At 37.8% G+C, this 26,216-nt stretch carries 22 protein-coding genes and 1 pseudogene; 17 read left to right on the forward strand and 6 right to left on the reverse strand.

The window, feature by feature from the left end; genetic code table 11:
- The first annotated feature begins 14 nt into the window (after positions 1 to 14).
- The 8 genes from JCM9152_RS06485 to JCM9152_RS06520 all read left to right on the forward strand — a co-directional run bounded on the left by JCM9152_RS06485 (position 15) and on the right by JCM9152_RS06520 (position 12,859).
- Positions 15 to 1,178 carry a galactokinase gene (locus JCM9152_RS06485; RefSeq protein WP_035342285.1) on the forward strand — a complete coding sequence of 388 codons (1,164 nt, stop codon included), beginning with the start codon at positions 15 to 17 and terminating at the stop codon, positions 1,176 to 1,178.
- A 23-nt stretch (positions 1,179 to 1,201) separates the two neighbouring features.
- Positions 1,202 to 2,188 carry a UDP-glucose 4-epimerase GalE gene (galE, locus tag JCM9152_RS06490; RefSeq protein ID WP_035342288.1) on the forward strand — a complete coding sequence of 329 codons (987 nt, stop codon included), beginning with the start codon at positions 1,202 to 1,204 and terminating at the stop codon, positions 2,186 to 2,188.
- 201 nt (positions 2,189 to 2,389) lie between these two features.
- A complete protein-coding gene (locus JCM9152_RS06495; protein WP_035342291.1) occupies positions 2,390 to 4,126 on the forward strand; it encodes a phospho-sugar mutase in 1,737 nt (578 codons plus the stop codon).
- 247 nt (positions 4,127 to 4,373) lie between these two features.
- Complete coding sequence (gene galT / locus JCM9152_RS06500; RefSeq protein ID WP_035342300.1) at positions 4,374 to 5,912, forward strand: UDP-glucose--hexose-1-phosphate uridylyltransferase; 1,539 nt, start codon at positions 4,374 to 4,376, stop codon at positions 5,910 to 5,912.
- A 70-nt stretch (positions 5,913 to 5,982) separates the two neighbouring features.
- On the forward strand, positions 5,983 to 7,392 hold the full coding sequence (locus tag JCM9152_RS06505; RefSeq protein WP_035342303.1) for a SpoVR family protein: 1,410 nt from the start codon (positions 5,983 to 5,985) through the stop codon (positions 7,390 to 7,392).
- A gap of 327 nt (positions 7,393 to 7,719) precedes the next feature.
- Positions 7,720 to 9,477, forward strand: a complete 1,758-nt coding sequence (locus JCM9152_RS06510; protein WP_035342306.1) for an ABC transporter ATP-binding protein — start codon at positions 7,720 to 7,722, stop codon at positions 9,475 to 9,477.
- Between the two features lie 17 nt (positions 9,478 to 9,494).
- Positions 9,495 to 11,333 (forward strand): ABC transporter ATP-binding protein, encoded by a 1,839-nt coding sequence (locus JCM9152_RS06515; RefSeq protein ID WP_035342310.1) that lies wholly within the window; start codon positions 9,495 to 9,497, stop codon positions 11,331 to 11,333.
- A 320-nt stretch (positions 11,334 to 11,653) separates the two neighbouring features.
- Positions 11,654 to 12,859: an aminotransferase-like domain-containing protein gene (locus tag JCM9152_RS06520; RefSeq protein ID WP_035342313.1), complete on the forward strand. Its 1,206-nt coding sequence runs from the start codon at positions 11,654 to 11,656 to the stop codon at positions 12,857 to 12,859.
- Between the two features lie 85 nt (positions 12,860 to 12,944).
- Here JCM9152_RS06520 and JCM9152_RS06525 read toward each other — a convergent pair.
- Positions 12,945 to 14,320, reverse strand: a pseudogene (locus JCM9152_RS06525) (sodium-dependent transporter).
- Between the two features lie 230 nt (positions 14,321 to 14,550).
- Here JCM9152_RS06525 and JCM9152_RS06530 point away from each other — a divergent pair.
- Both JCM9152_RS06530 and JCM9152_RS06535 read left to right on the forward strand, forming a co-directional pair.
- Positions 14,551 to 14,751 carry an alpha/beta-type small acid-soluble spore protein gene (locus JCM9152_RS06530; protein ID WP_035342316.1) on the forward strand — a complete coding sequence of 67 codons (201 nt, stop codon included), beginning with the start codon at positions 14,551 to 14,553 and terminating at the stop codon, positions 14,749 to 14,751.
- An 80-nt stretch (positions 14,752 to 14,831) separates the two neighbouring features.
- Entirely contained in the window at positions 14,832 to 15,077 is a 246-nt protein-coding gene (locus JCM9152_RS06535; RefSeq protein ID WP_035342318.1) for a hypothetical protein, read from the forward strand.
- Between the two features lie 60 nt (positions 15,078 to 15,137).
- Here JCM9152_RS06535 and JCM9152_RS06540 read toward each other — a convergent pair whose 3' ends face one another.
- The 4 genes from JCM9152_RS06540 to JCM9152_RS06555 all read right to left on the reverse strand — a co-directional run bounded on the left by JCM9152_RS06540 (position 15,138) and on the right by JCM9152_RS06555 (position 18,117).
- On the reverse strand, positions 15,138 to 16,238 hold the full coding sequence (locus JCM9152_RS06540; protein WP_035342321.1) for an ABC transporter ATP-binding protein: 1,101 nt from the start codon (positions 16,236 to 16,238) through the stop codon (positions 15,138 to 15,140).
- Between the two features lie 108 nt (positions 16,239 to 16,346).
- A complete protein-coding gene (locus tag JCM9152_RS06545) occupies positions 16,347 to 17,231 on the reverse strand; it encodes a PucR family transcriptional regulator (protein ID WP_035342324.1) in 885 nt (294 codons plus the stop codon).
- Positions 17,232 to 17,406: 175 nt separating this feature from the next.
- Positions 17,407 to 17,595, reverse strand: coding sequence for a hypothetical protein (locus JCM9152_RS06550; RefSeq protein ID WP_035342327.1), 189 nt, complete (start codon positions 17,593 to 17,595; stop codon positions 17,407 to 17,409).
- Between the two features lie 66 nt (positions 17,596 to 17,661).
- On the reverse strand, positions 17,662 to 18,117 hold the full coding sequence (locus JCM9152_RS06555; RefSeq protein ID WP_035342330.1) for a hypothetical protein: 456 nt from the start codon (positions 18,115 to 18,117) through the stop codon (positions 17,662 to 17,664).
- 131 nt (positions 18,118 to 18,248) lie between these two features.
- Here JCM9152_RS06555 and JCM9152_RS06560 point away from each other — a divergent pair, with 131 nt between their 5' ends.
- Complete coding sequence (locus JCM9152_RS06560; protein WP_235715645.1) at positions 18,249 to 19,388, forward strand: DUF445 domain-containing protein; 1,140 nt, start codon at positions 18,249 to 18,251, stop codon at positions 19,386 to 19,388.
- A 76-nt stretch (positions 19,389 to 19,464) separates the two neighbouring features.
- Positions 19,465 to 19,815 carry a YlbF/YmcA family competence regulator gene (locus JCM9152_RS06565; protein WP_035342337.1) on the forward strand — a complete coding sequence of 117 codons (351 nt, stop codon included), beginning with the start codon at positions 19,465 to 19,467 and terminating at the stop codon, positions 19,813 to 19,815.
- 221 nt (positions 19,816 to 20,036) lie between these two features.
- Here JCM9152_RS06565 and JCM9152_RS22300 read toward each other — a convergent pair whose 3' ends face one another.
- Positions 20,037 to 20,219, reverse strand: a complete 183-nt coding sequence (locus tag JCM9152_RS22300; protein ID WP_148296449.1) for a hypothetical protein — start codon at positions 20,217 to 20,219, stop codon at positions 20,037 to 20,039.
- A gap of 147 nt (positions 20,220 to 20,366) precedes the next feature.
- Between JCM9152_RS22300 and JCM9152_RS06570 the strand changes: the two genes are divergently transcribed.
- From JCM9152_RS06570 to JCM9152_RS06590, 5 genes are all read left to right on the forward strand, one after another.
- Positions 20,367 to 21,209 carry a Cof-type HAD-IIB family hydrolase gene (locus tag JCM9152_RS06570; RefSeq protein WP_035342338.1) on the forward strand — a complete coding sequence of 281 codons (843 nt, stop codon included), beginning with the start codon at positions 20,367 to 20,369 and terminating at the stop codon, positions 21,207 to 21,209.
- A gap of 203 nt (positions 21,210 to 21,412) precedes the next feature.
- Positions 21,413 to 23,269 carry an LTA synthase family protein gene (locus JCM9152_RS06575; protein WP_439644194.1) on the forward strand — a complete coding sequence of 619 codons (1,857 nt, stop codon included), beginning with the start codon at positions 21,413 to 21,415 and terminating at the stop codon, positions 23,267 to 23,269.
- 170 nt (positions 23,270 to 23,439) lie between these two features.
- Positions 23,440 to 23,802 (forward strand): hypothetical protein, encoded by a 363-nt coding sequence (locus JCM9152_RS06580; protein WP_035342340.1) that lies wholly within the window; start codon positions 23,440 to 23,442, stop codon positions 23,800 to 23,802.
- A gap of 262 nt (positions 23,803 to 24,064) precedes the next feature.
- Positions 24,065 to 24,754: a response regulator transcription factor gene (locus JCM9152_RS06585; RefSeq protein ID WP_035342343.1), complete on the forward strand. Its 690-nt coding sequence runs from the start codon at positions 24,065 to 24,067 to the stop codon at positions 24,752 to 24,754.
- Entirely contained in the window at positions 24,751 to 26,190 is a 1,440-nt protein-coding gene (locus tag JCM9152_RS06590) for a sensor histidine kinase (RefSeq protein ID WP_035342345.1), read from the forward strand. Before JCM9152_RS06585 ends, JCM9152_RS06590 begins: the two co-directional genes overlap by 4 nt.
- Positions 26,191 to 26,216: the final 26 nt, after the last annotated feature.

A 26,216-nucleotide genomic window follows, 5' to 3' on the forward strand; every position in this document is an offset into this window, starting at 1 on the left:
GATGGAGGTAAACGATGGACATTCAAATAGTAAAAGAGCGCTTTTTTCATGAGTTCTCAAATAAGTCACAGCACGCACGCACGTTCTTTGCTCCTGGACGAGTGAATTTAATCGGGGAACATACCGATTACAATGGAGGGTTTGTATTTCCGACAGCTTTAACGATTGGGACATTTATGACTATTAGTCCCCGTACGGACCGAAAGTGTACATTAGTAAGTACAAACTTCGATCAAAAAATCACATTTTCATTAGACGATCTCGCTTATAAGGATGAGGATGATTGGGGTAATTACCCTAAAGGGATTATAAATGAATTAGTGAAATTAACTGACTCCTTAAAAGGGGTTGATGTCGTGTATCACGGTACAATTCCAAATGGAGCAGGGTTATCATCTTCAGCGTCTATCGGTATGGTAACAGCTTACGGCTTGAGCGAATTATTTAATGTTTCGTTATCAAGAGTAGAGCTGGCTAAATTGTGTCAGCGGATGGAAAATCATTATATTGGTGTTAACAGTGGCATTATGGACCAATATGCGGTCGGGCTATGTAAGGAAAAACACGCGATTTATTTAAATACGAATACGATGGAGGCGCGTGACGTTCCTCTTGAGCTTGGCGAAAATAAAATTGTCATTACGAATACGAATAAACGAAGAGGGTTAGCTGATTCGAAATACAATGAGCGACGAGCAGAGTGCGAAGAAGCTCTTGCAGTTATTCAACAGCATCGACCGGAATGGAAAACGTTAAGTGATGCTCATATGAATGACCTAGCTTCAATTGAAATGTGGTTAGACAATGAGTTGCTTTATCGTCGGGTGAAGCATGTCGTAACAGAAAATGCTCGTACAGAGGATGCTAAGGCTGCGCTTGAGTCAGGCGATTTAAATCGTTTCGGAAAGCGTATGTTAGAATCTCATGTTTCATTACGGGATGATTATGAAGTGACGGGAGAAGCGTTAGATGCCCTTTATGATTCACAACGTGTTGTTGAAGGTTGTATTGGAACGAGAATGACAGGTGCTGGTTTTGGAGGATGTTCTGTTAGTATTGTAGCCGCTGAACAAGTTGAATCGTTTAAAGAGCAAGTGGCAAAAACGTATCATGCCAAAACGGGATTAGATCCATCTTTTTATATTTGCGAAGCAGGTAATGGAGTGACAGAGGTTTAAGCATAAGAAGGGGGAGAAATGCTATGGCTATTTTAGTTGTTGGTGGAGCTGGATATATAGGCAGTCATACGGTCTTGTATTTACAAGACCAAGAGGAAGAAGTCGTTGTTTTGGATAGTTTGGAGACAGGTCATCTGGAAGCGACATTAGGGGCTACTTTTTATGAAGGCTCTATTGAGGATGAACGGATCTTAGATACGATTTTCACCAAACATACAATTGATTCTGTTATTCATTTTGCGGCATATTCATTAGTAGGAGAAAGTGTAGGGAACCCATTAAAATACTATGAAAATAATGTGCTAGGCACGTATAAGCTAGTGAAGAAAATGCAGGAATATGGTGTTTCACGAATTGTATTCTCTTCAACTGCTGCAACATACGGAGAACCTGTCTCCATTCCAATAAAAGAATCTGATCCGACGATCCCGACGAATCCATATGGAGAAACGAAGCTAGCAATTGAACGAATGCTGAAGTGGTGTGATCAAGCATATGGTTTAAAATCGGTTTGCTTACGTTATTTTAATGCGGCTGGAGCTGACCCGAAAGGTCAAATTGGTGAGGATCATACTCCTGAATCTCATCTTATACCAATTGTACTACAGGTTTCGCTGAATCAACGGGAGCATGTACAAATCTTTGGTGAGGATTATGATACGAAGGATGGAAGCTGTGTACGTGATTATATTCATGTGCTCGACCTTGCCCAAGCTCATTATTTGGCTGTACAATCATTACGTGAAAAGGATGAAAGTGCGATTTATAATTTAGGGAACGGTGCAGGCTTTACCGTGAAAGAAGTCATTGATACTTGTCGAGATGTAACAGGTCATAACATTCCGGCACAAGTAGCTCCAAGACGTGCTGGTGACCCAGCGACATTAATTGCTTCATCTGAATTGGCGAAGAAGGAATTAGGGTGGCGGCCAGCGTACCCTTCATTAAAGGAAATCATTTCACATGCGTGGAGTTGGCATCAAGCCCATCCAAATGGATTTAAGTCTTAATGATTGTAAGAGTTGCCTCAGAACGAAGGAATGCTGAGGTGACTCTTTTCTATATATTGAGTATATGATTGCGACAGTTGAGGAAGTATCTTACACTAATAAAAAAACATAGGTTTTTTTAGTGCAAGTATTTGTAGTGAGTAAGATAATGGTATAATAAGCGATGGATATCTGGTACGAAATTGAAGAGGGGGAATGATGATGGATTGGCGAACACAATATGAAAAATGGGCAAAGTATTCAGCATTAGAGGAAGAACTGAAACAATTACTTGAACAGTTAAGAGGCAATAACGAAGTTCTTGAAGACAGCTTTTATAAGAATTTAGAGTTTGGAACAGGCGGCATGCGTGGTGAAATTGGACCGGGTACAAACCGCATGAATACATATACGATACGTCGAGCGGCAGAGGGGCTAGCTCGTTACATAGAAAATCAAGGACAAGAAGCAAAAGAACGTGGTGTAGCGATTGCATTTGATTCAAGACATAAATCGAAGGAATTTGCTTTAGAAACGGCATTAACATTAGGGAATCACGGCATTCAGTCCTATTTATTTCATGACTTACGCCCGACTCCAGAGCTTTCGTTTGCTGTGAGGTATTTAAAGGCAGCTGGTGGTGTTGTGATAACGGCGAGTCATAACCCTCCTGAATATAATGGCTTTAAAGTGTACGGTGATGACGGTGGACAGCTTCCTCCTGGACCAGCTGAAGAACTTGTACAATATGTAAATTCTGTTGAAAATGAATTAGAGATCCCTGTTGCTGACGAAATGGAGCTAAAAGGAAATCAACTGTTAAAAATTGTTTCTGAGGACATTGATGAAGCTTATAATGAAGCGTTATCATCAATTCTAGTCCAAAAGGAATTGATTGAAGAAGAGGCTCATAATGTGAAAATAATTTTTACACCACTACATGGTGCTGCGAACATCCCAGTTCGTCGAGCATTAGAAAGTAACGGATTCACGAATCTTACAGTTGTTCCAGAACAGGAGCTTCCTGATCCTAACTTTTCAACGGTGAGCTCTCCTAATCCTGAGGAGCATGCGGCATTTAAGCTAGCTATGGAGTTAGGTGAGAAAGAACAGGCTGATGTACTATTAGCAACAGACCCAGATGGAGACCGTGTAGGTGTGGCTGTCAAAAACAATGAAGACCAATATGTTGTTTTAACTGGAAATCAAACAGGCGCTCTAATGCTTGATTATTTGCTAACGCAGAAAGAACATCAGAATATGCTTCCTGAAAATGGTGCAGTGTTAAAAACCATTGTAACGTCTGAGATTGGTCGAGCTATTGCAGAGCGATTTCATTTAACAACGATTGATACGTTAACAGGTTTTAAATTTATTGGTGAGAAAATTAAACAGTATCAAGAAACGGGACAACATCAATTTTTGTTTGGTTATGAAGAAAGTTACGGGTATTTAATTGGAGATTTTGTTCGCGATAAAGATGCTGTTCAAGCTTGTTTATTTGCAGCCGAGCTAGCTACTTATTATAAAACACGTCAAATGACACTATATGACGGATTATTGGAAATGTTTGCAAAGTATGGTTTCTATCAAGAAGGATTAGAGTCTCTAACTCTTAAAGGGAAAGCCGGAGTTGAAAAGATTCAACATATATTAGCGAATTTCCGGAATGAACCACCAAAGATGATGGGTGGTCAGGCGGTCGTGTCAGTCGAAGATTACGAAACGAGTATTGTGACAGAATTAGAGACAAATGAAAAGACGGATATTACGTTGCCTAAGTCAAATGTATTAAAGTATAAGCTTGCGGATGGATCATGGTTCTGTATTCGTCCGTCTGGAACGGAGCCAAAAGTGAAATTTTATTTTGGTGTTAATAAGAGCTCGTTGGCTGAGAGTCAACAAGCGTTAGAAACGTTAAAAACAGATGTGATGGCTAAAGTTCAATCCCTTGTTTAACATGTAGTGCTTGCAGAGAATGTTTCTTTGCAGGCACTTTTTTGCTTAATGGAAAGCTCATACAGTTGCAAGAGCTAAATAATGTCATGAATTTACACTTTGTAATTGCTCATTTGTTTGGATCATAAAACATCAATGAAGATAATAGCATATGAATTTATAAAAACTTTATTAAATAAATTTACTAACTTTCTCGTTTAGTGTAAACTGAGGGTGAGTATCCGATACTACGACCATGAAAGGATGCGTGAGGATGAGTATTTATCAAGATATTGAACGATTAATACAATACGGATTGAAAAAAAAATTAATAGAGAAAGAGGACGTCATTTGGACACGTAACCAACTGTTAGCGATTTTGTCTTTAGATACAGTTGAAGAAGTAAAGGTTGATGAAGAGGAGTTAGATACACCAGTGGCCATTCTAACAAATATATTAGATTGGGCTGCAAAGGAGGGTGTACTCGAATCTAATTCAGTTGTATATCGTGACTTACTCGACACACAACTAATGGGCATGTTAACGAAGCGACCTTCTGAAGTGATTCATACATTTTTCGAGAAATGTAAGGAAGAAAGTTCTGAAGCGGCAACACGTTATTTATATCAGTTATCTAAGGATGTTCACTATATCCGAACGGACCGAATTGCAAAGAATGAGCATTGGTATGCTGATACGGGCTATGGCCAGCTTGAAGTTACGATTAATTTATCCAAACCGGAAAAGGACCCTAAGGCGATCGCTGCAGCGAAAGGGATGGAAAGTGTTAACTACCCTAAATGTTTACTTTGTGTCGAAAACGTAGGCTATAAAGGCCGTATCAACCATCCGGCAAGGCAAAATTTACGAACAATCCCTGTTACGTTAAATGATGAGAGTTGGCACATTCAATTTTCGCCGTATGTGTACTATAATGAGCATGCCATTGTCTTAAAGGAAAAGCATGAGCCAATGAAAATTAGTCATTTAACGTTTAAACGCCTTCTTGATTTTGTTGAGCAGTTTCCACATTATTTCTTAGGCTCTAATGCAGATTTGCCTATTGTCGGAGGCTCGATATTAAGCCATGATCATTTCCAAGGAGGAGCTCATGATTTCCCAATGGCTAAAGCAGAAATGGAAGAGGTATTTTCTTTTGAACGTTTCCCATCAGTACAAGCAGGAATCGTGAAATGGCCGATGTCTGTGCTACGGTTACAATCAACGGATAAGGAAGAGTTAGCCAACGCCGCAGATGATATTTTAGAAGCTTGGCGTGTATATGAGGATCGTAAGGCTAACGTAGTTGCACAAACGGATGATACACCACATAATACGATTACCCCAATCTCCCGTATGCGAGGGGGAAAGTTTGAATTAGATTTAGTTTTAAGGAACAATCGAACAACTGCTGAACATCCTGATGGCCTATTCCATCCTCATCAGCATGTTCATCATATTAAGAAAGAAAATATCGGGCTCATTGAAGTGATGGGATTAGCGGTATTGCCGGGGCGATTGAAGGATGAACTGAAACGAGTGGCCACTTATATAGGAGCGAAAGAACGTCGTGAAACAGTCGATGCAACTGGTGAGATCACAAAGCATTTAAAATGGGCCGAGAAAATAAAAAATCAATATGGCTTTGACAATGAGGTTTCTTTTGAGCAACTATTACGTCAAGAGCTTGGACAGGTCTTTTTAGAAATATTACATCATGCTGGGGTATTTAAACGTGACGAAAGTGGTCGTTCTGCATTTGTTCGCTTTGTGTCCACTCTTGGAACGAGGAGAGTGCATTACTAGATAGAGATACATGATTTCCCTTCTTCAATCATATACAAATAAGAGAGGTTGAAACAAGGGAGGGAAATACATGTCTCTAATTGAGAAAGAGCTGGAATATGCCATTTCAGAAATCACTGAAATTGCCGATGGATTTGGACTTGATTTTTATGAAATGAGATATGAAATATGTCCGGCTGATATTATTTATACGTTTGGTGCATATGGAATGCCAACAAGGTATAGCCATTGGTCGTTTGGCAAGCAATATCATAAAATGAAGCTACAATATGACTTTGGCTTAAGTAAAATTTATGAGCTTGTTATTAACTCTGACCCATGCTATGCCTTTTTGTTAGATAGTAATTCATTAATACAAAATAAGCTCATTGTTGCTCATGTTCTTGCGCATTGTGATTTTTTTAAAAACAATGTTCGATTTTCGAATACACGCCGTGACATGGTTGAGAGTATGAGTGCAACCGCCGAACGAATAGCGCATTATGAACATCAATATGGGAAGGAAGAGGTAGAGAGTTTCTTAGATGCTGTTTTGGCGATTCAAGAGCATATAGATCCTAGTCTTGTAAGGCCCCAATTAAATTGGTCTATGGCAGATGAAGAAGATGACACCAATGTGCAACGAAAAAAATCTGAATATGATGATTTGTGGGATATGGATCAGAAGGGTGACAATGAAAAGCCAAAAAAGAAGAAGAAGTTTCCACCTAAGCCTGAAAAGGATTTATTGCTATTCATAGAGGAGTATAGTCGAGAGTTAGAGCCTTGGCAACGTGATGTCTTAACGATGATGCGTGAAGAAATGCTCTACTTTTGGCCGCAGCTTGAGACGAAAATTATGAATGAAGGCTGGGCATCATTTTGGCATGCACGTATTTTGAGAGAAATGGATTTAACGAGTGAAGAAACGATTGAATTTGCTAAATTAAATGCTGGGGTTGTTCAGCCATCAAAGACAACGATTAACCCTTACTATTTAGGGTTAAAAATATTTGAGGATATTGAAGAGCGCTTTAATCACCCAACTGATGATATGAAGGAACGTCAAGGAATTAAAGAGGGTAGTGGAAGAGATAAGATCTTTGAAGTTCGTGAGATTGAATCAGATATTTCATTTATTCGTAACTACTTAACGAAAGATCTTGTTATGAACGAAGACATGTATTTGTTCCAAAAGCAAGGAAGCGAGTATAAGATTGTTGATAAAGAGTGGGAGCATATTCGTGATCAGCTCGTTTTGTCTCGTGTAAATGGTGGTTTTCCTTATTTACTTGTGACAAACGGTGATTATATGAAAAACGGTGAATTGTATATCACTCACTCCTATGAAGGAACAGAGCTTGACGTTGGATATTTAGAAAAAGTACTTCCTTATATATATCAATTATGGGGTAGAACTGTTCATATTGAAACAAAGGTAAATGATAAAGCGATCACCTTTGTGTATGACGGTCATAAAGTGCATCGTAAATATTTATGAACAATGTCCCACTGCTAATGAGTAAAGCAGTGGGATACCTTTTTAAGATAAACCATATTATATAAATCGCTTGAAAGTCTAAAGATGGAAGGTGTAAAGTGGATTCAGTGAAGGGTATTGGCTCCATATGTACACGTATTGTTGAAAGAACCTACTTCCAGAAAAGCTCATTACGCAGCTATTCTTATAAAATATTGAAAACGTTTTAAAACGTTATTGACTTCTAGTTTGTATTAGGTTTAATATAGTGTTTAGTTTCATAAAATCATTCGAGACTCTAAATAAATTTATAGAGTTTAAGAGTGTACATATTATGAGGTGATGGAGATGGATACATTTAAACGTTTGAAAGAGTTTTATTGGCCATTTAAATCATTGTTTGCCTGGTCGTTACTTGCACTCGTTGTCGTAACGGTTATGACGGTTCTTTACCCAATGATTCTAGCCTTTACAATTGATGAAGCAATTGAAAATGGTCGATTTGAATTAATTCCTTATTTAGCTTTAACGATAATGGGAACGATGATTATAAAAGGTGGTGCAGTATACGTTCACCAATATTTAGGAGATTTATTCGGGATAAAGGCGGTACGTAAATTACGAGATACGTTATATGAAAAGCTTCAGTTTTTACCATTTCGCTATTATGATAATGCTAAGACAGGCGATTTAATGTCCCGCTTAACCGCAGATGTCGAAGCCTTTCGCTTCTTCTTATCGTTCGGCTGTGCTCAGCTCTTAAATATTATATTACTCGTTGGTTTTAGTATGTCAGTTATGTTCTATTACTCCGTTCCACTTACTCTCGTCTCAATGATAACGATCCCATTTTTAGCCATTAGTGTAGCAAAATTTGATAAGCGAGTACACCCAGGATTTCGTGGTATTCGAAAATCATTAGCTCGTTTAAACACAAAAGTCCAGGAAAACGTTAGTGGCATGAATACGGTAAAAGCGTTATCACAGGAAGATGAGGAAATTACACGGTTTTCTCAATCGAATGAAGACTATCGTAAGAAACATATTGATTTAGCTAAAATATGGGGAAGGTATTTTCCATTGATGGAGTTTCTAGGAAATATATCTGCTGTTATTTTACTAGCTTATGGTGGTTATTTAACGATTCAAGGTAGTTTGCAAGTCGGCCAGCTTATCGCCTTCTTTAGCTTAGTATGGTTTATTATAGGTCCGATTATGCAACTAGGCTTTATTGTGAATATGTTTTCGCAATCAAAAGCGTCAGGAGAACGATTAATCGAAGTATTAGATGAGTCTGTACGTCGTGATGATGCGAAGAAACCAGTGTTGCAAAGGAAAGATGATTTTGTAGGAGAAGTGATTTTTAACAACGTTTCATTGACGTATGGGGCCAAGCAGCAACAAGCATTAAAGAACATTTCCTTTGAAGCAACTAAGGGTAAGACAATTGGGCTAGTTGGTGCAACGGGATCAGGGAAATCAAGTATTATTCAGTTGATTACTCGCTTCTACGAACGTTCATCTGGTGATATTTTGATAGACGGTCGTTCGATTGATGATTACACGTTAAAGGAACTACGCGAACAAATTGGTGCTGTATTACAAGAAACCTTTCTTTTCTCGTCAACGATTCGTGATAATATTGCCTATGGTCGACCTAATGCGACGATGGCGGACATCATTGATGCAGCTAAGCGAGCAGATGCGCACGAATTTATTGCAGAATTACCTGATGGTTATGACACGGTATTAGGTGAACGTGGTCTAGGATTATCAGGTGGTCAAAAGCAACGTATTGCCATTGCACGATCGATAATTATGGATCCACGTATTTTAATTCTTGATGATGCTACGAGCGCCGTTGATATGCAAACAGAAACGAAGATACAACGTGCATTTCAAGAAGTGATGAAAGGAAGAACAACGTTTGTTATTGCTCATCGTATATCATCTGTGAAACACGCTGATGAAATACTCGTATTGGATCAAGGTGAAATTATTGAACGTGGGACACATGAGGAATTATTGAGAAACACAAATGGGCAATACCGCCGAATTTATGACATACAAAACCAAGACCAAGAATATGTCTTGCAGCAAGTATAGAGAAAGGAGGAGCAAGAATGAGTCAAACACATACAGAAGTACAACGTACACAAGAGCAGAAAAGGTCTCGTTTCCATTATACAGTTGAACAAATTATCGATAAACCTTTTAACTGGAAACAAATGATCCGTTTATTGAGCTATATGAAGCCATATGCAAAAAGCTATTTACCTAAAACGATTTTAGCAATGCTCGTAGTAAGTGCCGTTCGATTAGCTGCTCCAATTTTTATTGGATGGTCTATTGATTATGCGATTGCACCTGGTAATATGTCTCTTATGACAACAATTGCTTTGACAGTTCTATTTATGTATTTAGCATCATGGCTTGCTAATATACTACGAATTCGTTGGATGAATGAGCTTGGACAGCATATGATTTATGATATACGTAGAGCATTATTTAATCATATTCAACGTTTATCACATCGATTTTTTGACCAACGTTCGGCAGGGTCTATTTTGGTAAGGGTTATTAATGATGTGAATTCGATGCAAGACCTGTTTACGAATGGTGTCGTTAATTTGATTATGGACATCGCGATGCTACTCGGGATTGTTATTATTTTATTCACATTAAGTCCAGAACTAGCTATTTTAGTCTTAATCGTTGTACCAATCATGTTCTTTATTTCAACGAAGTTAAGAAAAAATATAAGACGTTCATGGCAAAAGGTTCGGATTCGACAATCGAAATTAAATTCGCATTTGAACGAAAGCATTCAAGGGATTCGTGTCACTCAAGCGTATGCGCAAGAACATGAAAATATGGAATTCTTTGATGGGGTGAATACCGATAACTATGAAAGCTGGAGAGATGCAACGAAGAAAAATGCGATTTTTCGTCCAATTGTAGAAATGTCTGGTGCTATAGGTACAGTTGTTTTAATTTGGTATGGAGCGTATTTGCTTCAATCAGATACGAGTACGCTAACTCTCGGTGTATTTGTATCGTTTGCCTTCTATTTAGGAATGTTTTGGGAGCCAATCTCCCGCCTAGGTCAAGTGTACAATCAATTATTAGTAGGTATGGCCTCATCGGAGCGAATCTTTGAATTTTTAGATGAGAAGCCATCTGTTCCTGAAAAAGAAGAAGCAAAAGTGTTAGCAGATGTAAAGGGAGAGGTTACGTTTGAAGGCGTTGAGTTCTCATATGATGAGAAGAGAAAAGCGCTGCATTGCATAGACTTAACATTTGAAGCAGGTGAAACGATTGCACTTGTCGGACATACTGGCTCTGGTAAATCAACGATTGTCAATTTAATTAGTCGTTTTTATGACCCGACTAACGGAAAGGTTTTGCTTGATGGAGTTGATCTACGAGACTTGAAGCTAGACGATTTGCGAAAGCATGTTAGCTATGTCTTACAAGATACATTTATATTTGCCGGTACAATCATGGATAACATTCGATTTGGGCGACCTGATGCAACGGATGAGGAAGTTAAAAATGCTGCACGTGCAATTGGAGCACACGAATTTATAATGAAGCTTGAGGATGGCTATAATACGGAAGTAGAGGAGAAAGGAAGTGTCCTGTCGGTTGGGGAACGTCAACTGTTATCTTTTGCTCGCGCATTACTTGCAGATCCGCGTATTCTTATTCTCGATGAAGCAACAGCTAGCATTGATACCGAAACAGAACTGAAAATACAAGAAGGTTTAAAGAAGCTGTTAGCAGGTCGAACGGCGATTATGATTGCTCATCGCTTATCAACGATTCGCGATGCAGATAAAATAGTTGTCTTAGAGCATGGTCATATTTTGGAAGAGGGAACGCATGAGCAATTAATGAGTAATCACGGTGCATATTACCAATTAGTGAAGTCTCAATACGCGGCGATGATGAAAAAATAAGGAGTATGTTGAAGAGAATAGTTACAAGGCTATTCTCTTCTTTTATAAGGGCGTCAAAAGTTAAAAAACAACTTTTCCAGTGCCCTTTCATTTGATAAGCAATGGCTTCACTCGTTGCTCGATTGATACGAGAAACCCATTCGTATCAATTTTTTAAACTGGCAACGGTTACACACATTGCTTAAAGGGCACGAAAAGTTAAAAAACCAACTTTTTCGTGCCCTTCTTTTATAAGATTGGATCTCACGTTGACATTCCATCGGAATAAGGTAGTATATATATATAATATTCAAAATTTTATTACAATAGAGGTGCGTTAGATGAAGTATGCATTTTCAGATCGAGTGAAACACCTCCAATCATCAGCTGTTCGTGACATTTTAAAAGTAGTTGGTAAGGGAGACATTATCTCGTTTGCAGGTGGATTACCTGATGATGATTTGTTTCCAATTGAAGGTATTAAAGATGCGTTTGATCGGACATTTAAATCAGGAAAGCAATCAATGCAATATGCGGAAACAGAGGGGTTACGCCCGTTACGTGAAGTGATTATCGATCGGATGGGAAAGAAGGATATTGTCAACTATTCACCAGACAATGTTCTCATTACGACTGGTTCACAGCAAGCTATTGATTTATTTGCAAGAATCATGTTAAGTGCTGGAGATATTATATTAACGGAAGATCCGACCTATTTAGCAGCATTGCAAGTATTTCATTCCTATGAAGCAAAAGTGATCGCAGTTGATTCTGATGATGATGGAATGATTCCAGAAGATCTTGAGAGAAAATTAAAAGAATATCGTCCTAAATGTGTCTATGTTGTCCCAACGTTTTCAAACCCAGCAGGTCGTGTATGGTCTCTTGAGCGTCGAAAGCAACTCGTCAATCTTGTCCATAAGCATAAAGTTGTTGTGTTCGAAGATGATCCATATGGTGAAATTCAATTTGATCGAAGTGAAACATATACGCCTCTTGCGGCATTAGATGATGGTACACATGTATTATATACGAGTACGTTTTCAAAAACAGCTGTACCTGCATTAAGAACAGGCTGGATTGTTGGTCCATATCAAGTTATTCGGATGATGGCACAAGCGAAGCAAGCAAATGATCTTCATTCCAATTCACTTTCTCAGCATGCACTATATCAATTATGCTGCCATTTTGATCTGGATGCTCATATTCAGAAGATTAGTGATACGTATCAAGGGCGTATGGAGGCAATGGTTGCCTTTTTAGAACAAGCAAATGTACCTGGATTAAGCTTTGTTAAGCCGAAGGGTGGAATGTTCATTTGGATTGAAGTTGATCCTTGTTTGAATATGACGGATTTATTAAATAAAGCAGTTGATAGAGGGGTAGCCTATGTTCCGGGGCAACCATTCTATGCTGGTGAACCAAAGAAAAATACGATGAGGTTAAATTTCACTCATGCAACACCGGAAAAGATTGAAAAAGGATTAACGCTCTTATTAGAATTAATAAAAGAAGAAATGGAAGTGCAAGCAGCACTTATAAACTGAGCGAGCGCTTTGTCAATTATCCATTAAAATATAAAAAACACCAGACGTGTTATCTGCACATCTGGTGTTTTTTTTCGAAATAGCATTAGTTGAAAGCACCAACTGAACCGAGAAATACAATTAAGATGGCAACAGGTGCAATATACCGTAATAAGAAGATCCATGTTCGACCGAGTCGAGTGTCCCCAAAATCAGAATCGCGTAATGCATCTGATTTCTTCCAACCCCAGCCCATAAAGATGGCGATAATTAAGCCTCCGAGCGGAAGGAATATATTAGAAGCGATGAAGTCTACAGAATCGATAATATCTAGGCCACCTAAGCCGTAGCCAGCTAAAACACCTTGTGAAAGTGCCGATGGAATACCAACTAAGAAAATAATAAATCCAACGATTAACGTTGCCTTCTTACGGTTCCAGCTAAACTTACGGATGAAATAAGCGACGGCTACCTCTAATAACGAAACTGCGGATGTCAATGCAGCAGCAGATAGTAGGAAGAAAAATAAAATTCCGAATACTCCACCTAACGTAAAGCTATTAAATACATCTGGCATCACAACAAAAACAAGACCTGGTCCTTCTGCAGGGTTAATATTAAAAGCGAATACAGCAGGGAAAATCATTAAACCAGCAACAATAGCAAATAACGTATCAAGTGAAACAACACTTGCTGCTGCTCCAGGTAATCTTTCCTTTTTAGATAAATACCCACCGTACGTAATTAATGCCCCCATCCCTAAGCTTAGGGAGAAGAAAGCCTGACCTAAGGCAGCTAAGTAAATAGAAGGGTCAGAAAGTGCTGACCAATCTGGTGAAAATAAGAATGTTAATCCTTCTTTAGCTCCACCGAGTGTAAGACCGTAAATCGATAAGACAATTAATAAAACACCTAATAATGGCATTAAGATCTTATTTGCACGTTCAATTCCTTTTTTAACTCCGACATACACAATCCCAACCGTTACAAACATAAAAATAAATTGCCATATAATTGGTTGACTTGAGCTTGCAATAAAAGTACCAAAGAAATCACCATAGCCACCTTCAGGAGCTGTCCAAAGGTTACCGGTCAAATAATTAAGTAAGTAAAAGAATAACCATCCTGCAATAACTCCGTAAAACGATAAAATCATAAAAGCAGCGGCTACGCCCATAATACCTGCAATTTTCCAAGGCTCACCGGGGGCCAATCGATCTCCTCCAGGTGAAAGCTTTTCAAATGAACCGACTGCATCACTTTGTGCTTTTCGCCCAATTGTAAACTCTGCCATAACAATAGGCAAGCCGATTAGAAGGATCATGACTAAGTAAATAAGAATAAAGCAGCTCCTCCATTTTCGCCTGCAACATATGAGAAGCGCCAAATGTTTCCTAATCCAACGGCAGACCCCATTGCTGCTAATATAAATCCTAATCTTGTTGCCCACTGCTCACGACCGGGTTCTTGATTTAAGGCCATATTTGTTTGTCCTCCTTTATAAATATAATTAATATCAGGATATAATATATCATACAAATGTATTCGTGAATAGTACAATTTTTATATTTTTCTTACAATTCAAAAAAAGGAAAAAATAGATAAAATATCATGATAATTTCTATCGGATTCTACCATAAATTATCAGAAATCAATTTACATAATCGATAAGAAAAGTATCAAACTATAGGTACACAAGGAGGTGAGACAACATGGCAAACAATAATCGTTCAAACCAACTTGTCGTACCTGGAGTACAACAAGCATTAGATCAAATGAAATATGAAATTGCTTCAGAATTTGGTGTACAGCTTGGACCTGATGCAACTTCTCGTTCAAACGGATCAGTTGGAGGAGAAATTACAAAGCGTTTAGTACAAATGGCTGAACAGCAAATGGGTGGTCAATCTTAATAATTTGAATACAACATGGCATGGGTGTCCTTATTGAAGGACACCCTTTCTGGATGATTGTTACAAAATGAGGGATGTAAATGGGAATGTGTCCGGTTTGTAATGGCTTAAATGAATTAAATGATACGTGTAAGCATTGTCACACCATTCTTATTGATCATGGTAGAATGATGGATTTTGGTGAGAAATATGATGCGTATTTACCGATTGAAATGAAGAAATTAGATAATGGGATTAAAGATGATCAAAAGGAGGAACAATGCGTCCATTTGGTAACTTGCCCTACATGTGATGAGGCTTCGTTGGTACTCATTCAAGAGTGGTAATTATTATAGTAGAAAAAGGTGCGATCCTTTTAGAGGACACACACCTTCTTTTGTTTATTATTATTTTTTAATAACTTCCTCAGTATCTTTGTCAAAGAAGTGAGCCTTGTTCATATCTAAAGCAAGCTCTACTGTTTGACCACTTGCAATATCTGTACGAGAATCAATACGCGCTACTAAGTCTTGACCACCAACTGTTGAGTAAAGGATCGTTTCAGCACCCATTAACTCTGCTACATCAATTTTCGCTTGAATCTTTGTATCAGGAGAGCCTTCTAAGAATACGAGCTCATCATGTACGGCTTCTGGACGAATACCGAGAATTAATTCTTTACCATCATAGCCTTTTTCTTTAAGGTATTGAAGCTTGCCGGCAGGTACTTTTAGGCTAACATCATTTACTTTAAAGAATTCACCTTCTAATGTACCGTGCAAGAAGTTCATAGATGGTGAACCAATGAAGCCACCAACGAATACGTTTGAAGGGTTGTCATATACGTCTTTTGGAGTCCCAACTTGCTGGATAACCCCTAATTTCATGATAACAATTCGTGTTGCCATCGTCATCGCTTCCGTTTGGTCATGTGTTACATAGATTGTCGTTGCTTGTAAACGTTTGTGAAGCTTGATGATCTCAGCACGCATTTGTACACGAAGCTTTGCATCTAAGTTTGAAAGTGGTTCATCCATTAAGAAAACTTGTGGATCACGAACGATCGCACGACCTAGAGCAACACGTTGACGCTGACCACCAGACATTGCCTTAGGCTTACGGTCTAGCATTTCTTCTAGACCTAGAATTTTAGCTGCTTCTGTTACACGACGTTTAATTTCATCCTTCTTAAACTTACGAAGCTTAAGACCAAACGCCATGTTATCGTAAACATTCATATGTGGATAAAGTGCATAGTTTTGGAATACCATCGCGATATCACGATCTTTTGGCGCTACTTCGTTCATACGCTTGTCGCCAATATATAAATCCCCTTTAGAAATATCCTCAAGTCCTGCAATCATACGTAATGTCGTTGATTTACCACAACCAGATGGTCCAACGAATACGATAAATTCCTTGTCTTCAATATCAAGGTTGAAATCTGTAACAGCTGTTACATCACCATCATAAATTTTATATACATTTTTTAATGCGATATCTGCCATGTATAACGCCTCCTATTAATGAACTAATGAAATTGTAACCCTTTTCTTTTGAAAACACTATGGCAAGCTTGCACAAAAAAATGTAAGCGTTTTTGTGCAAGTTGCCGATTAGGAACGAGTATCTAAAAGTAACAGCGCTAGATAGAGTAAGGAGGCATGTGTAAATTGTCTAAGATCAAAATTCGTTCGCTCAGTAAATTTATCAATGCGATATTGTAAGCTATTGCGATGAAGGTGAAGAGCCTTTGCTGCTGCTGAAATGTTTAAATTATGTTCAAAGTAAACCTTCATGCTCTTTAAGAAGTCTTTGTCAGATCGCATTTCATCATCTAAAAGTCGATGAAGAAATTGTTCACGTAATTCAAAGGTGATTGGTTCAAGTAATAAGTAAGGAATCGCTTCATGCTCATAAAACACTCGATGTATGACTTTTGCTTTAATAAGTGCATCTAAACAAGCTGACTCCCAATGAAATTGCTCTTTAGCATTTTCAATTCCGTGGCTTGAACCGACTAGTAATGTCATATCGATGTAAAAATCAGAAGCAATAGCCTGATTGATACTAATGAAGTCGGGAAGCTCCTCTTCCATTGTCGTATCGAGAATAATCAGTCCACGCGTAGATGATGTCCATACGATAATGACCGGTGTTTCTAAAATGTTATTCCAAACATCACGAAATGAATCGAGGTCATCTATACGTTTGTCGAGTGTAAAATGAATCATTCTTATTATTTTTGGCTCGCGAGGTTGAACACCTTCTGCCAATAGAAAATGAGTCCAATGTTCTTCATTTGAACCTTGAGGTTTTGGAGTAGAATCAATAGGTTGAAAGAGCATCGTTAGTAGCAGATGTTCACTTTCTGTTAACTGTTCTTTTAAAAAGCCAATAGGTTGTCTGGTCTCATCCTCAAGCCATATAATTGATTCATGTTCTTCAGTGTTATTTGTTACAATAGCATGTTTGAATTGTTTGATTAGTTTTTCATTCAATGTTGCCGTCTCCTTATTGCTTGTCTAATTAGTATAAGTATAACAAAAAAGAACGTATCTGTTAGGTGAAACCTAACAGATACGTTCTTTTCTTAGAAATTTAATCAAGGAGGATGTAGGAGAAGTCACGGGAGGTGTCAGCTTCTCTCATTATACGTTGCCACTTTCAAAAATCTTAATGGTCAGTGGAGCTTGGAGGATCTTCTTGTTCAAGGCTTCCTCTTGTTTCTTCAATTAAACCGGAATCATGATCATGTACAGTGCCACCACCTAAGCCTTCATTGATCATGCGATCAACATCGAGAAAGGCCTGCTCCCTTGCATTTTGATCTGGGATGAATGAATGCTTTTGTTTTTTCTTCATTGATGTCACGTCCTTCTATTTATATAGGATATTCATTTTAGCTTTTGAAAGGATGGCTTATCTTATTCATGACACGATGTCGTTTGTATTCCAACGCCCTCCACCGAGCCAAAGGTAGTTAGTCTCCTGTTCTTGACTGTAAGAGAAGCAAACAAGTCCAGATTCAAGAGCCGTTTTAAATTTTCTCTCATCATCGTACTTTACTCTTGTGTAAAAAACGCCAAGCTGGTCGATGATAGAATGAATAAGTCGTTGATGGATTTTGGGTCGATCGAATGTAGGTGAAATAACTATTTCTGAATGTTGGGTGCCGTAGTGAATTATGACAGCTGTAGCGATTAGTTTCCCTTCCCAAAACGCGACTAATATACATGTCCCAGGCTTTTGTAAATCAGTCTTTTTAAGGTGAAATATTTTACGGTAAAGTGAATAGTTGTGACAGTTCTCATAACGACGAACAAATAGCAATAACGGCCAACGGTATTGCTCCCATATATCAGAGGTTAAAGTAATCAGTTTCATTATGATCCTCCTACATCTATAATTGTCTTAGTGACGAGTGTAAACAAATACTAGATAGGAGAGTGTACGTATCGTATACTATGTGTTACATGCCTACTTGGTGAATTGAAGAGAAGGAGTGGAGTATTAGTTTGGGTGTTTTTGGATTAATTGTATTCATGATAATAATAGGAGCTATTATTGGAGGTTTAACGAATTCATTAGCAATCAAGATGCTGTTTCGACCATATACAGAGAAAAGAGTTGGACGATTTCGTGTCCCGTTTACACCTGGAGTCATTCCAAAAAGGCGACATGAGTTAGCCTCACAGCTCGGTAAGATGGTTGTTCATTATTTAATTACTGCGGAAGGTATATCAAAACGGCTCATGAGCACGACGTTTACAGATGGATTAACGAACTGGCTGCAAAAAGAAGCGATGAAGTTCATGAAAAGTGAGCAAACAGGGGAGACTTTTCTCAAGCAGCAATTTGGATTGACCTCCGCTCATCAAAGACTCTGTACGCAAGTTGGAAAATTGGTTGAGAATGGTTATCGTGGCTATTTTGCTAAGAATAGATATCAGAAATTGGACGAGCTTTTGCCGCTCTCGATGAAGAAAAAGATTGAAATGAACATACCTACCGTAACTGATTATTTACTTGAACGTGGAGAAATGTATTTACAAAGCTCAGAAGGGAAGGATCAGCTTAGTGTGATGATCGACCGTTTTCTTGTACAGAAAGGGAAAATTGGAAATATGATTTCAATGTTTCTTGGCAATGATCGATTAGTTGATAAAATCCAACCTGCGCTTGTAAAAGGCTTACAAGATAGTGAAACAAAAAAAGTCATACAACGGCTAATTCATCAAGAATGGGATAAGTGGAAACAAAAAGAATTACATGAGCTTGAGTCATATTTAAATGAAGAAGAAATTGTTTCGTATATACAGCAAGCAATCGAAAAGAACCTTCCGATCTTTCAATGGATGAAAACACCGATAAGAGAATGGTCTTATCAATATGAATCCACCGTTATGGATGTTGTTATTCCAAGAGCGGTGACTGTATTAATTGGTTTAATTGCTTCTCATTTAGAAGTATTACTAGAGCAGGTTCATTTAGACGACATCGTGAAGGAACAAGTAGAGGCCTTTTCTGTTGAACGTCTCGAAGACCTTGTTTTATCAATATCACGCCGTGAATTTAAAATGATTACGTATTTAGGTGCATTCCTTGGAGGATTTATTGGTTTGTTACAAGGATTCCTTTTATTTATTGTACGATAAATAAAAGGAATCATATTTGACGCTTCTTCTATGGACTGTTATAGTCGTAGGGATACTTTTATTAGGAGGACGTAACATGTCTACAATTATTGAAAAAGCTCAAGAATTAAAGCAAACATTAGCTAATAGTGAAGAGTTTGCAACTTTACGTTCATTACATGGGCAAATTAATGCGGATGAAGTGGCAAAAAGAATGTTAGACAATTTCCGTAAATTGCAACTTGAGCTACAACAAAAGCAAATGCAAGGTGTTCAAATTACACAAGAAGAAGCGGAGCAAGCACAAAAACAATTTGAACTTGTTCAGCAGCATGAATTAATTTCAAAATTAATGGAAGCAGAACAAAACTTAAGTACAATCATTGGAGATGTTAATAAAATTATTACAGAACCATTAGAAGAAATTTACGGTAATCCTGAACAATAAGATAGAATGAAAAGAGACGACTGATAAAAGATTAGTCGTCTTTTTTTTTTTGCAGAATCAGAATTTATAAGTGCACCCTTTTGTCGCTAGAAGTTAATCAGGAGGGTGTAGGAATACTCAAAGAAGCGTCCGCTTCGTACGTTATACGCATTTCTGAGAAATGCTCAAGCCACTTCATGGACTATGCACGACGCAATTAAGAAAGAACGTTACTGTGTTTATTAGGTTATTTTTCGTTTAATGATAGCGGTTAAATGTATGATAAGACCTACCATGACTCCTAAGAAGGTCGAACCAAGGATGCCCATTAAAATCGATTGTGGTTCCTGATTAGGAAAATGTAACGATGTTAATAAGATAAATAAGAGAGTCGGAACAAAATAATAGTTAAATGTCTTTTTCATGTGTCCTTCATATGCTCCTTAGTTTACACATTATTTAATAATGAGTATATGGAAACAATCCGTATACGTCCAGTTCTATTTTTCGCCGATTGTTCATATGTTGTGAAGAAATAGCAATGTTGGACATCGAGAGAAGGAGGAGCTGAAATGGTTTATAAGTTAATTGCCCTTAACATTGATGATACGATTGTGAGAGCGAATGCGAAAATAACTCGACAAACAAAAGAGGCCATTGAGTATGTTAAAGCAAAGGATGTATACGTGACGTTAGCAACATCTAGGCCATATTTATCAGCAAAAAAAATCGCAAAAGCGTTAAAGGTCAATGGATATTTAATTTCGAGTGATGGTGCATTTGTCGGCTCAGATGATAGTGTCCCGGTATTTGTTCGAAGAATTTTTGAAGAAAGAGCTTTGCAAATTCTTGATATTCTCGAGCGTTACCCTTGTCATATTCGTGTTTGGAATGAAGAGTACGCTATTGGTAATAAAGTTAAGCAACGTAATCATTTAATTGCCAAAATGACGGTAGGTGTCGGTGATCCTCTTTTCTATCCGGTACATTTTGTCGATTCAGTATGTGAACATATGATGGAACAACCATTTGCTCCATTAAAAATACAGGCACAGTTTTTTGATGATGTTGAACAGCAACGAGCATTGAAACATCTACAGCAAATTAGTAAAGGATTTAAACTACTACATTCTGTTCCTGGAAGAATAGAATGTGTAGCACCAGGAGTTTCAAAGTCGCGCTCTTTGCAACGGTTAGGAGATCATTTGCAAATCTCTTCAGAAGAAATGGTTGCCATTGGTTCAGAGGAGTATGACATTGATATGCTGCAACAGGTCGGTTTAGGTGTCGCGATGGGGAATGCGAATAAAACTGTAAAGGAATCAGCTGATTGGGTTACGCGCTCAATCGAACAAAATGGTGTGGCGTACATGATTAAGGAAGTGTTTAGGAAGCAGATGCGATTAAACGTATAAATTGGAAGAGGGTGTCTTAAAAGGTCAAATATAGACCTTTTGAGACACCTATTTTTTGAGAAATGGACGAGCTTGTAAAAATAAATTAAGAAAAATCTTGCTATTACGTGTAAAAGTGTGGGAAAATATTGACTTGGTTTTAGAAAGGTGTAAGATAAACTAGTATTTTTGTAATTTTTGTAAATGTAAAAGGGGGATATAAATTGGCGAGCATAATTCAATTTATAAAAAGAGAAAAAATGATGTGGCTCGTATTTGGATTTATTTGGCTGAAAACATACCTTTTCTATAAGCTTGGTTTTCAAATTCAATCTGAATCGATTTATCAAGAATTTTTGTTACTTATTAATCCAATTAGTTCGACGATTTTGTTATTAGGTCTTTGTTTTTTAATTAAAAAGGATAAGAGGCCGTTTGGGTTTATTGGAGTAAATTTACTAGCAACAATCATTTTATATGCGAATGTTTTATATTATCGATTTTTTAATGATTTTTTAACGTTACCTGTATTAGTGCAGACGAGTAATATCAGTGATGTGCAAGGGAGTATTGCCGAATTAATTAGATGGTGGGATGCACTATTTTTTGTTGATATACTTGTATTGGTTTTTGTATTGATGAAAAGACGCCAAGAGTATTCATTTGCTAGATCGAGAGTGGCACTTGCGTTAACTGTTGTCGCTGTTGGAGTGTTCGTAGTTAATTTAAGCTTAGCCCAAGCTGAACGTCCACAGCTATTAACACGCTCATTTGACCGTGAACTGCTCGTGAAAAATATAGGCGTGATAAATTATCATGCTTATGATGCTTACATTCAATCGCATTCTAAAGCACAGCGGGCATTTGCTGATAGTTCAGAGATTAATGAGATTATCTATTATACACGCGAACAGTATCGCGAACCAAATGAGGAGTACTTTGGGTTAATTGAAGGTAAGAATGTTATGGTTATTTCATTGGAGTCGTTGCAAAGCTTTGTCATCGAGCAAACGATGAATGGGGAAGTCGTAACACCGTTTTTAAATGAGTTGATCGAAGAAAGTATATACTTTGATCATTTCTATCACCAAACAGAGCAAGGAAAGACATCAGATTCAGAATTTGTTGTAGATAATTCATTATTTGGACGAAATAGTGGGGCTGTTTTCTTTACTCATTCTAATAATGAGTATAATGCTTTACCTGAACAGCTAGGTGAAATTGGCTATTACACATCGGTCATGCATGCAAACAATAAGAGCTTTTGGAATCGAGATATGATGTATTTAGCTTTAGGATACGAGCGTTTCTTTGACATTCAATCGTATGATGTAACAGAGGAGAATTCGGTTGGATGGGGATTAAAGGATCTCGATTTCTTTGAACAGTCTATTGATCTATTAAAGCAACAGCCAGAGCCATATTATACAAAATTCATTACATTAACGAATCATTTTCCGTTTGAGCTTGACGAAGAGGATCGTTTGATCGAAGAGTATGATTCCTATAGTGGAACGTTAAATCGATATTTCCCGACAGTTAGATACATGGATCATGCGCTTGAACAGTTCTTTGAGCGTTTGAAGGATGAAGGAATGTATGAGGATACCGTCTTTATTATGTACGGTGATCATTATGGTATTTCGAGTTTTCATGATCGTTCGATGGCCATGTATTTGGAAAAAGACGAAATAACGGATTTTGATACTGTTCAATTACAGCGAGTACCACTTATTATTCATATACCTGGTATGGAAGGTAAGAGAATGGATACGGTATCTGGGCAAATTGATCTGAAACCGACTATGTTACATTTATTAGGGGTGGAAACAGAGGATATGATATATCTCGGTACGGATTTATTTTCTGATGAGAGAGAGTCTTTTGTCGTCCTTAGAAATGGAAGCTTTGTGACAGATGATTATTTGTACACGTCAGAGGTTTGTTATGATAAACAAACAGAGCAAGAGACGGATATGAGCTATTGTGAGCCGTATTTCGATAAGGCACGTCAGGATTTACATTATTCTGATCGTGTTATATATGGGGACCTGCTACGATTTTTTGAAAGAAATGAATAAGTGTGGATAGATGCACCCAGTTACCGAATGTCGTAACTGGGTGTATTTCATTTGAAAAGGTCGGAATTTACAAGCTTGATAACGATTGTGCACGGTATATGTGAAAAGACGTTAGGCATACACCTATTTCAATCTCCTTGCATACAGTATGTATGAAAGGAGGAGGAAGTATGGCGACACCTCAATGGATAAAGACACAATGTGAGCAACATGTGAATCAACCTGTTCAGTTACAAGTGAATGGACAACAGGAGTATCAAGGTGTGATTGAACATGTCGATGATCATCATGTTTATTTACTCGTACCAACAGATGAGCAAGGACAGTATATGGACGTGAAAGAAGCATGGATGGAATGGAATCATCAGCAATGGGGAAATACTCAGCATGGGATTAATCAACGGAATATCGACCATCGCTATTACCCATATTATCCATATTACCCTTATTATTATCCGTATTATCGACCTCGTCCTGTTTGGAATCGATTCGTCTTACCGTTAGCTTTACTTACGGCATTTGCAGTATTATAGTCAATAGCATGAGGCTGGGACAATACCAGAGTGTTTAGCTGAGAATCCGAACATTTTTCAGAAGCGGTGAATGTGCGCCATTCTAGATTTGTTCGACTTCTTATTTATGAAAATACTTTTGTCCTAGCCCCTAAAAAAATTATGATAAAACGTGTAAAAATCCTCTAACTTTTGTGTAAGCTGACCTTCAAACTCGTTTCAATGGATAAAATACGTTACAATAGCGATAGACTTATACTAGCGTTTGCGAGGAGGATGGATGATGAGTGAATATCTCATTAACCTTGTTGAAGATGAAGAAAACCTTTCAGAAGTATTGAAAGCATATTTAGAACAAGAGGGATGGCAAGTGGATGTATTTCATGATGGTGACCAAGCACGTGCTGCTATTGAGCGAAAGCAAAAACCCCATCTTTGGATTTTAGATATTATGTTACCAGGTACAGATGGTTATCAACTCTTAAAAGCGATTAAGGAAAAAGAAGATACTCCTGTAATCTTTATTTCTGCACGTGATCAAGATTTAGACAGAGTGCTAGGGTTGGAAATGGGTAGTGATGATTATTTAGCGAAGCCATTTTTGCCTCAAGAGTTAATTATTCGTGCGAAAAAATTATTAAATAGGGTTTACGGGGTGCCAACGACAGATACAAAGAAAATTGAGTTAAATCAGTATCTTATCGATCCTGTAGGGCGAATTATTACAGATCAAGAAGCCAATCATGACGATGCGATAGACTTAACGACTAAAGAAATGGATTTAATTTTATTGTTAACAGCAGAAATCGGTAAGGCTTTTTCCCGTGAAAAGATTATTGAGCATGTATGGGGAGAGAATTATTTTGGTTCAGAGCGTGCAGTCGATGATGTTGTTCGTCGAGTCCGGAAGAAAATGCCAAGAATTCATTTAGAAACATTATATGGATATGGCTATCGGGTTTTATCCTCATGATTAAAGTGAACTTAACGCAACGAATTTGGCTTGCGTTCATTTCTTTAATCGTGCTTGTTATTCTTTCTGTCACGTTAATTTACCCAATCTCGATTAAAGGGACATTAACAGAAGAAACGTATCGAATAATTGAAATTGAGCAAACGAGATACGTTTATCCGCTATTTGATTTAGTGAATCCACCACGAAATGAACTCGATTTCGTTGAGAGAAGAGATGCGGAACGATCAGTTGGACATTTCTTTATTGATACATTTGGTCAGACCGCTGAAGGTGGGCCTTCACCACCACCTGCTGAAGTTTTACGGGAGATGGCACAAAATGCTTTTAGGCAGGAGCATGAACGTGGTCGTTATGAGATCCAATATGGCGGGGCAACGGTGTTCTATGTGATAACAAAGACGAATTTATCAGATCGTCCTGCTTATCATATTTCATACATGTGGGATACATATCGTGATCAAATGGTTAATCGCTTATGGGAGCGCCTTATTTATATTTTACTGCTAACGTGTGCCCTCAGCTTATTGCCAGCGATGTGGCTGAAGCATTATTTACGCCAACCATTATATGTCCTTGGTAATCATTTAGAACAAATTGCAAACCGCGATTGGAAGGAGCCTCTTAAGTGGAAAGGTGATAAAGATTTTGAACGCTTAGCTAGACAGTTTGAAAAAATGCGTCAAAATTTAAATTTATATGACCGTTCACAAAAAACATTTATTCAGCACGCTTCACATGAATTGAAAACGCCGATCATGGTCATTAAAAGCTATGCACACTCGGTTAAAGATGGGATTCTTCCTAAAAATGATCTAGAAAGTACGATGGATGTCATTATCGAAGAGGCAAATCGAATGGAACGACGTGTGATTGATATGCTTTATTATACAAAATTAGATTCATTAAAAGAAGAAACACCTAACTATGAGGAATGGCTCTTTGGTGAAGTGGCATTCCAAATTGAAGAACGGTTCCGAGTGCAACGTGAAGATGTAAAGATTTATGTGAATGGAGCCGACATAAAGATACGAGGCGATCGTGAACAATTAGAAGTGCTATTAGAAAACTTAGTTGAAAATGCATTGCGTTATGCCTCTGATTCAATTTGGATTGAAGCTAAAAAAGAAAATGGACAAATCTATGTATCAGTTGAAAATAACGGGGAGGAGATACCTGAAAAAGATATACCGCAATTATTTAATCCTTTCTATAAAGGGAGTAAGGGGAAGTTTGGTTTAGGACTAGCCATTGTTAAGAGAATTGCTGAACTACATGAGGCAACACCCACAGTCGAAAATAATGAACGAGGTGTTAAGTTTACCGTAGCTTTTAGCCAAACCGAAGAAAAAGGTCGTAAACGGAAAAAGTTGCCTGCGAAGCAAGCTCAAAAAAAATACATCGATGTAGATAAAGATCACAGGGAAGGTCAATGAACCTTTTCAGTGATCTTTTTTTAATT

The organism is Halalkalibacter hemicellulosilyticusJCM 9152 (genome assembly GCF_000513115.1).
GTDB lineage: Bacteria > Bacillota > Bacilli > Bacillales > Bacillaceae_D > Halalkalibacter > Halalkalibacter hemicellulosilyticus.

Coding starts and splice junctions, on each gene's coding strand:
- JCM9152_RS06585 (WP_035342343.1), top strand. CDS start 24,065: ATGAGTGAATATCTCATTAACCTTGTTGAAGATGAAGAAAACCTTTCA.
- JCM9152_RS06555 (WP_035342330.1), bottom strand. CDS start 18,117: ATGAAACTGATTACTTTAACCTCTGATATATGGGAGCAATACCGTTGG.
- JCM9152_RS06540 (WP_035342321.1), bottom strand. CDS start 16,238: ATGGCAGATATCGCATTAAAAAATGTATATAAAATTTATGATGGTGAT.
- JCM9152_RS06515 (WP_035342310.1), top strand. CDS start 9,495: ATGAGTCAAACACATACAGAAGTACAACGTACACAAGAGCAGAAAAGG.
- JCM9152_RS06535 (WP_035342318.1), top strand. CDS start 14,832: ATGGGAATGTGTCCGGTTTGTAATGGCTTAAATGAATTAAATGATACG.
- JCM9152_RS06520 (WP_035342313.1), top strand. CDS start 11,654: ATGAAGTATGCATTTTCAGATCGAGTGAAACACCTCCAATCATCAGCT.
- JCM9152_RS06565 (WP_035342337.1), top strand. CDS start 19,465: ATGTCTACAATTATTGAAAAAGCTCAAGAATTAAAGCAAACATTAGCT.
- JCM9152_RS06530 (WP_035342316.1), top strand. CDS start 14,551: ATGGCAAACAATAATCGTTCAAACCAACTTGTCGTACCTGGAGTACAA.
- JCM9152_RS06505 (WP_035342303.1), top strand. CDS start 5,983: ATGTCTCTAATTGAGAAAGAGCTGGAATATGCCATTTCAGAAATCACT.
- JCM9152_RS06590 (WP_035342345.1), top strand. CDS start 24,751: ATGATTAAAGTGAACTTAACGCAACGAATTTGGCTTGCGTTCATTTCT.
- JCM9152_RS06510 (WP_035342306.1), top strand. CDS start 7,720: ATGGATACATTTAAACGTTTGAAAGAGTTTTATTGGCCATTTAAATCA.
- JCM9152_RS06485 (WP_035342285.1), top strand. CDS start 15: ATGGACATTCAAATAGTAAAAGAGCGCTTTTTTCATGAGTTCTCAAAT.
- galE (WP_035342288.1), top strand. CDS start 1,202: ATGGCTATTTTAGTTGTTGGTGGAGCTGGATATATAGGCAGTCATACG.
- JCM9152_RS06570 (WP_035342338.1), top strand. CDS start 20,367: ATGGTTTATAAGTTAATTGCCCTTAACATTGATGATACGATTGTGAGA.
- JCM9152_RS06580 (WP_035342340.1), top strand. CDS start 23,440: ATGGCGACACCTCAATGGATAAAGACACAATGTGAGCAACATGTGAAT.
- JCM9152_RS06550 (WP_035342327.1), bottom strand. CDS start 17,595: ATGAAGAAAAAACAAAAGCATTCATTCATCCCAGATCAAAATGCAAGG.
- JCM9152_RS06495 (WP_035342291.1), top strand. CDS start 2,390: ATGGATTGGCGAACACAATATGAAAAATGGGCAAAGTATTCAGCATTA.
- JCM9152_RS22300 (WP_148296449.1), bottom strand. CDS start 20,219: ATGAAAAAGACATTTAACTATTATTTTGTTCCGACTCTCTTATTTATC.